The 7,760-nt window shown below is 55.2% G+C and carries 4 protein-coding genes and 1 pseudogene; 4 read left to right on the forward strand and 1 reads right to left on the reverse strand.

Going from position 1 to position 7,760, the window contains the following annotated elements; translation table 11 throughout:
- Positions 1-67: 67 nt before the first annotated feature.
- From ACSZO1_RS20990 to ACSZO1_RS21005, 4 genes and pseudogenes are all read left to right on the forward strand, one after another.
- A pseudogene (locus ACSZO1_RS20990) lies at positions 68-769 on the forward strand (cellulose synthase subunit BcsC-related outer membrane protein); the annotation flags it as partial.
- Between the two features lie 137 nt (positions 770-906).
- Positions 907-2,928 (forward strand): biofilm formation regulator HmsP, encoded by a 2,022-nt coding sequence (hmsP, locus tag ACSZO1_RS20995; RefSeq protein ID WP_437616121.1) that lies wholly within the window; start codon positions 907-909, stop codon positions 2,926-2,928.
- Positions 2,929-3,186: 258 nt separating this feature from the next.
- A complete protein-coding gene (locus ACSZO1_RS21000) occupies positions 3,187-4,455 on the forward strand; it encodes a dicarboxylate/amino acid:cation symporter (protein ID WP_437616123.1) in 1,269 nt (422 codons plus the stop codon).
- A 263-nt stretch (positions 4,456-4,718) separates the two neighbouring features.
- Positions 4,719-6,236, forward strand: coding sequence for a M16 family metallopeptidase (locus ACSZO1_RS21005; protein ID WP_437616125.1), 1,518 nt, complete (start codon positions 4,719-4,721; stop codon positions 6,234-6,236).
- A gap of 42 nt (positions 6,237-6,278) precedes the next feature.
- Here the strand turns inward: ACSZO1_RS21005 and ACSZO1_RS21010 are convergent, their stop codons facing one another.
- A complete protein-coding gene (locus ACSZO1_RS21010; RefSeq protein WP_437616127.1) occupies positions 6,279-7,154 on the reverse strand; it encodes an alpha/beta hydrolase in 876 nt (291 codons plus the stop codon).
- Between the last annotated feature and the right edge of the window lie 606 nt (positions 7,155-7,760).

Genomic DNA, 7,760 nt, shown 5'->3' on the forward strand with positions numbered 1-7,760 from the left:
TCCGGCAGCCTTCAGTGGTCTTTGCAGAGTTAAGACAGGCGGCTTAGCGTTGCACTTCGAACTTGAATCCGCCCTCTCCTTTGCCGGTGCGCGCGATCCCAGCCCGGAGGGCGGTCGCAGCTGGGGCGGGGTGGTGGCGACGGGCGGTGCTGTCGGACTGAGTTACGATCAGGGTGAAGCGCACGGCGTCTGGGCCGATCTCAGCGCGCATCAAATCACCGGTAAAAATGTTGCAGATAACTCGCGTGAGCGGCTGATGGGCGGCTACTACTATAAGCTGATTAATGACAACCACCGCCGTATGACGGTGGGAGTGAGCAGCATGCTGTGGCACTACCAGAAGGACCTCAGCGGTTATTCATTTGGTCAGGGCGGTTACTACAGCCCGCAAAGCTACTTCTCGCTGGCGTTGCCCGTCAGCTGGCGGCAGCGTACGGAAAACTGGTCGTATGATCTCTCCGGCTCGCTCTCGTGGTCACACTCACGCAGCAAAAGCCAGCTGCGCTATCCGGTCGATCCCGGCTTCACCCCCAGCGACAATTCGCCTTCAGCGGCCAGCACGGGCGGCGGCGTAGGTTATACTTTACAGGCGGTGGTGGAGCGCCGTTTAACGTCGCACTGGACGCTGGGCCTGGGCGTGGACATTCAGCAGGCGAAGGATTACACCCCCAGCCAGGGACTGCTGTATCTGCGTTACTCCATGGCAGGCTGGGACGGCGATCTGGATATGCCGCCGCAACCGTTGTCACCTTATGCTGATTTTAAATAAAAGGTGAGCATCCGTTTCGGAAAACACTTAAACATGGATGTCCGCACTGTTCTGCGGGATTAAAAAAGACCCTCCATGGGATATACTCGGGGCAGTTTTTGCCTTCTTATTCCTTAGCGGTGTTCTGGAGAACAACCTTGCGCGTCAGTCGTTCACTTACGATTAAGCAGATGGCGACCGTATCCGTGGTCGCGATCATCACCATCTGCATCTTTATCGTGATCCAGCTTTTCCATTTTGTGCAGCAGCGCAAGATTGACTACGCCCAGCAAATGGAGAATATCGCGCATACGGTACGTGTCCCGCTGTCAGAAGCGGTACTGCGCGCCGATATTGTCGAAGCCGAACGCATCCTTCACTCTCTGAAACCTGCGGGCATTCTGTCGCGTGCGGATATTGTGTTGCCGAATGAGTTTCAGGCATTGCAGACCGATTTTGCCACGGAAAAAACTGTGCCGCGCTGGGTGGCGCGCCTGTTTGAGCTGCCGGTGCAAATTACGGTGCCGCTCTATTCCTCCGACCGCACTGCGGTGCCGAAACCGCTGGCGTATCTGGTGCTGCAGGCGGATTCGTGGCGCGTTTATCAGTTTATTCTCAGCATGGTTTCCACCATGCTCACCACCTATTTGCTGCTGGCGCTGATCCTGTCGGTGGCCATCAGCTGGTGCATCAACCGGCTGATTGTGCATCCGCTGCGCGATATTGCGCGCAGGTTACAGGAACTGCCGCCGCAGGAGATTCTGACGCACAAACTGGCGATCCCGGCGCGTCACCGCGATGATGAAATCGGCATGCTGATCCGCAGTTATAACCGTAATCAGCAGGTGCTGGAGTCGGTTCATGATGAGATGAGTCGCCTGACCACGCACTTTGTTCTGACTGACCTGCCGAATAAAACGCTGTTCCTCGCGTTGCTGGAACAACACCTGCAGGCTGCCGGCGCGGAGAAAGGTTTTACCGTGATGCTGCTGCGCATTGAGACGCTGCAGGAAGCGGCAGGAGTGCTGACTGATGAGCAGCGCGATGCGCTGACCCTGACGCTGGTGGAGAAAATCCGCGGCTGCCTGGACGATCGCACGGTGCTGGCGCAACTGACGGTCAGTGATTTTGCGCTGCTGGTTAAACGTGCCAGTACGCCGTTCCGCGCCATTCGCCAGGCCCGCGCGATTATGGCGCGCCTGACGCAGCCCGTTACCCTGCAGCATATGCAGTTGCGGCCAAATATCAGCATCGGTATGGCGCAACGCGATGATGACGCGCTGAAAGCGGTGGAACTGTTGCGGCGTGCGACGTCGGCGATGATGTCCGCGCGCCATCAGGGAAAAAACCAGATCCTGTTCTTTGATCCGCATCTGACCGAACGGGCGCAAAAGCGTCTCACGCAGGAGCACGATATTTTGCTGGGGCTGGAACAGGAGCAGTTTGCACTGTTCCTGCAGCCACAGGTGGATATGCGTAGTGGCGCACTGGTCGGGGCGGAAGCCCTGCTGCGGATGCGTCAGCCGGATGGCAGCTACAGTCTGCCGGAAGATTTTATTACCGGTGCGGAAGAGCTGGGGGTGATCGGCATCCTCGGGCAGTGGGTGTTTGAAGAAGCCTGCCGTATTCTGGCGGGCTGGCAGAAACGCGGCATTGAGTTGCCGCTCAGCGTTAATATTTCCGCGGTGCAGCTGGGTGACCCGGCCGTGGTCACCCATTTGCAGGATTTACTGTCGCATTATCGTATCCGCCCTGGCAGTCTGGTGCTGGAAATTACCGAAACGGCGCAGGTGGGCGACCCGGAACAGGCTGTCGCGCTGCTGAGCGAGCTGCAACGCGTCGGTATTTCGGTGGCGCTGGACGACTTCGGCATGGGCTACTCCAATCTTAACTCCTTACATCAGTTCAAATCGCTGTCGATCAACAAACTGAAAATGGACCGCAGCTTTGTTGCCGCTCTGCCAGATGACGACACCATGATGAAAATTGTCGCGGCGATTGCCGAGATTATTGCGATTGATGTGGTGGCCGAAGGGGTGGAAACCGCGGAGCAACGCGACTGGCTGCTGGCGCGTGGCATCCATATTGCGCAGGGGTATCTCTATTCTGAGGCACTGCCGCTGGCGGCTTTTGAGCACTGGCTTAGCGCGCCTGAGGGTGATAACCCGCAGCAGGGGTAAGTCATCACTATCTGTATTATCTGTAACATAATCTTTTGCTGAAGCGTTTCAGTTCATAAAAGGAGATTATGGTTTCCGCAAGTTGTGTCAGGTTATATCAATCTTGTTAAGTGGGTGTTATTTTCCGCTGACAATACATTCTAACGATATACCCCTTAATAATTTGAGCTGCAGCAAAGCGCTAAGCCGCGGTCTGCACCTGAAGTATGACGGGGCGCAACATCACTCGCATCACCTGTCCTTAACGGAAGCATATTCATGAAACTGTTCAGAAGTCTCTATTTCCAGGTTCTTACCGCCATCGCTATTGGTATTTTGCTGGGCCACTTCTACCCCGAACTTGGCGCGCAGATGAAACCGCTGGGCGACGCCTTTGTTAAATTGATCAAAATGATTATCGCACCGGTGATTTTCTGTACGGTGGTCACCGGTATCGCTGGCATGGAGAGCATGAAAGCGGTCGGGCGCACAGGCGCGGTCGCGCTGCTCTATTTTGAAATTGTCAGCACCCTGGCGCTGATTATCGGTCTGATCGTGGTCAACCTGCTGGAACCGGGTGCAGGCATGAATGTCGACCCGGCGACGCTGGATGCCAAAGCGGTCGCGGTCTATGCCCAGCAGGCGGAGCAGCAGGGGATTATCCCGTTCCTGCTTGATATTATTCCCGGCAGCGTGATTGGCGCCTTTGCCAGCGGCAATATTCTGCAGGTGCTGCTGTTTGCCGTGCTGTTTGGTTTCGCGCTGCATCATCTGGGTGACAAAGGCACCCTGATGTTTAACGTCATCGAAAGCTTCTCTAAAGTGATCTTTGGCGTCATCAATATGATTATGCGTGTCGCGCCAATTGGTGCGTTCGGTGCCATGGCCTTTACCATCGGTAAATATGGTGTGGGCTCGCTGGTGCAGCTCGGCCAGCTGATTGTCTGCTTCTATATCACTTGTATTCTGTTTGTGGTGATCGTACTGGGCCTGATTGCGCGTTCGGTCGGTTTCAGCATCTTCCGCTTTATCGCCTACATCAAAGAAGAGCTGCTGATCGTACTGGGCACCTCCTCTTCTGAGTCAGCGCTGCCGCGTATGCTGGAGAAAATGGAGCGTCTGGGCTGTAAAAAATCCGTCGTCGGTCTGGTCATCCCGACCGGTTACTCGTTTAACCTCGATGGGACGTCCATCTATCTGACCATGGCGGCGGTGTTTATTGCTCAGGCCACCAACAGTCATATGGATATTATGCATCAGGTGACGTTACTGGTGGTGCTGCTGCTCTCCTCGAAAGGGGCGGCGGGTGTGACCGGTAGTGGCTTTATCGTGCTGGCGGCCACCATCTCGGCGGTGGGACATCTGCCGGTCGCCGGTCTGGCGCTGATCCTCGGTATTGACCGCTTTATGTCAGAAGCGCGTGCGCTGACTAACCTGGTCGGTAACGGCGTGGCAACCGTCTTTGTTTCGAAGTGGGTCGGTCAGCTTGATGAGAAACAGATGAAAGCGACACTCTCCTCACCGGCGAAACAGGAAAAAACGGTGTAAAATCGCGCTCAGGACGACTTATTTATCTGAAATCTCCGCCAAATGCCCGCAGTAGCTTGCCCTTACTGCGGGCATTTGCATAATAAACCCCAACTGTTTTTTTTCATGATTTTTCACTTCGTTGTGCGACAACTCAGCTATTGCGTGGTCTAACAAGCGGTGGTCTGAATGCAGCCGTTTCCCCTGGCGATCAGCGGGAACGATCGTGACAAGCGGCACAGCGCCAGCGATGATTATTGGTTTGTGATTGAGTAGGGGTTCACATGCAGGGCACCAGAATACGTCTTTTGGTTGGTGGAGTGTTGCTGGCGGTGGCCAGTAGTACGTTGCAGGCTGAAACACTACAACCCGACCCTGCCTGGCAGCAGGGAAAATTAGATAATGGTTTTAGCTGGCAGTTGCTGACTACGCCGCAGCGTCCCAGCGACAGAATTGAAATTCGTTTAATGGTGAATACCGGATCGCTGGTGGAGAATGCCCAGCAGGTCGGATTCAGCCATTTATTACCACGTCTGGCGCTGGTGCATAATGCCGCGCTGGATACCAACCAGCAGCGTGCGCTGTGGCAACAGGGTATTGACCCTAATCGCCCGCTGCCGCCCGCTGTCACGTCCTACGATTTCACCCAGTACAACCTCAGTCTGCCCAACAACCGCCCGGAGCTGCTGAAAGAAGCGCTGAACTGGCTGGCGGCGACGGCAGGTAAGATGGCGGTGAATGATGACGTCGTAAACACCGCGCTGACGGCAGATAACCCGATTGCCACGTATCCGGGCAATCCACAGGATGTCTGGTGGCGCTACCGCCTGAAAGGCTCACTGCTGCTGGCACATGATCCGGCAGAATCCAGCAAAGCACCGGTGGATGTGAAACAGCTCGGCGGTTTCTACAAACAGTGGTACACCCCGGACGCCATGACGCTGTTCGTGGTCGGGAATGTGGACAGCCGCAGCCTGTCCGAGCAGATCAACAAGACATTCTCCACGCTGGAAGGCAAGCGTGAAACGCCTGCGCCGATGCCGACGCTGTCGCCATTGCCGCATCAGCCGGTGAATCTGGTGAACAGCAATCTCAGCCAGGATCGCCTCGCGCTGGTGTGGGATTCGCCGTGGCAGCCGATTCGTGATTCGCAGAATCTGATGCGTTACTGGCAGAGTGATCTGGCGCGTGAAGCGCTGTTCTGGCATGTGCAGCGCACACTGAGCGACAGCAAAGCGCAGGGTGTGCAGGTTGGTTTTGACTGCCGTGTGCTGTATCAGCGTGCGCAGTGTGCGATCAATATCGATTCCGGCAATGCCACGCTGGAAAACAATATGAATCTGATTGCGCGTGAACTGGCGAATATTCGTGATAACGGTTTGCCGCAGGATGAGTTCGACTCGCTGATGGCGCAGAAAAGCATTGAGCTGAACAAGCTGTTCGCCACCTATGCGCGCACCAGTACCGATGTGCTGATGAGCCAGCGTCTGCGTTCACAGCAGAATGCGGTGGTGGATATTGCGCCGGAGCAGTATCAGAAACTGCGCCAGGCGTTCCTGTCCGGCCTGACGCTGCCGATGCTGAATCAGGAACTGCGCCAGCAGCTGACGCAGGAGCTGACCATGGTCCTGATGCAGCCACAGGGTGAGGCGGAAACAAATGTTAAGCAGCTGCAGGAAGGCTGGCAGCGCATTATGACGCCACCGGAAGCGGCTGCGGCAGAACCGGCAGCGGAACCTGCCGCTGCAGCACAGGATGAAGTGAAGCCAGAAGCGACGGAAGGGGCTGCGCCACAGTCGTAACAACGGTTTAGTTTCCGGGCCGTTGACGGCCCGGAACGCTCGTCACCATGTCCGTGCGCGTAACCACTCCGTCACCAGCATCGGCCAGCTGGCCAGCGGCAGATCGGCGACGCCACGAATGCCAAAACCATGCCCGCCTTTCTCGTAAAAATGTAATTCCACCGGCACATCGTTTTCCCGCAGAGCAGTGAAAAACACCATGCTGTTATTCACGCAGACGGCATCGTCATCCACGGCATGGATCAGCATAGTTTGCGGCGTGTCACGGGTTACACGCGTCTCCAGCGAATACGCCTGCTGAGTGCCCTGACTGTTATCTCTTCCCAGCAATCTTTCACGCGACCCTTCATGCGCCAGCCCGTCACGCATGCTGATGACCGGATAGAGCAGCACCAGTGCGTCCGGGCGCGCCGGGTGATGATCGGCGGCGTCCTGCAGCGGGTAGACTTTTTCCCCGAAACGGGTGCCAAGGCTGGCGGCAACATGACCACCGGCCGAGAAGCCCATCATCACAATGTGCTGGCCGTTTAATCCCTGCTGCCCGCGTTCACGCAGCAGACGCACGGCACGCTGAGCATCGGCCAGCGGTGCGTCGGCACCTTCGTGGTGACCATCAGCAGGCAGGCGATAGGTCATCACCGCCAGCGTGTAACCCATGGTGGTAAAGAACAGCGCCAGTGCGCTGCCTTCACGGTCAATCATAATGCGCTGATAGCCGCCGCCCGGGGCGACCAGCAGGGTAATGCCGTTAGATTTCTCAGGGTGCCACATGGCAATTTCCGGGCAACGGACGCCGGTTGCGGCGCGATCGTGCGGTTCAAAGGGACCCGCGGTATCAACGATCTGCGGCTGCGCGCGCGAATCGCTGGCGCCCGGCGCATCACCCGTTGGCCAGATATTAAATATTTCAGTTTTCACAGGCACTCCTGAGCGTTTTTATTTTACAGTGCAGGCAAGTTTGTTCTTCTGATAAAAAGCATTGCCTGGTTTGCTATTTGACGTCCAGTTTTTCGCGAAGTGAGACAGTAGTTTCAGATTATGCTTAAGCTGATTGTTGTTTTGCTTATAGTGTTAATTATATCGTTGTTTCCACAGGCTGATTTTTTATTTTTAACCTGTATTCATCATTTTGATTTTTATGAATATTTAATTCCAAATGGTGAATGTTATATTGAGTATTTATTTTCCACTCTTACTCATCTGTATAAAATAAAATTACAGGTGTTATTTGCTGACAAAAGTCAAATATGATCTGTTATTGCTGTGGCTGAGCGAATTTACACGCTATTGATGGTGCTTTCGTTTGCCAGCGACAGTGCCGCCTGGTTTAGCGATGATTTGTCGTGTTATTGCTTTACAGGCAGCAACGTTATTGCGCGTAATGCCCTGTTGCAGATTATTGATTAACAGTTCTCGGCGGATTCAAGTTCGAAGTGCAACGCTAAGTCGCCTGTCTTAACTCTGCAAAGACCACTGAAGGCTGCCGGAACCCGAGGCATTTTCTTGGCCTGCTGTTCAGTGCTC

Source organism: Erwinia sp. V71 (assembly GCF_965644245.1).
GTDB lineage: Bacteria > Pseudomonadota > Gammaproteobacteria > Enterobacterales > Enterobacteriaceae > Erwinia.

Bases quoted from the DNA above. Each gene is read 5' to 3' on its own strand.
- ACSZO1_RS21000 (WP_437616123.1), top strand. From the start codon at position 3,187: ATGAAACTGTTCAGAAGTCTCTATTTCCAGGTTCTTACCGCCATCGCT.
- ACSZO1_RS21005 (WP_437616125.1), top strand. From the start codon at position 4,719: ATGCAGGGCACCAGAATACGTCTTTTGGTTGGTGGAGTGTTGCTGGCG.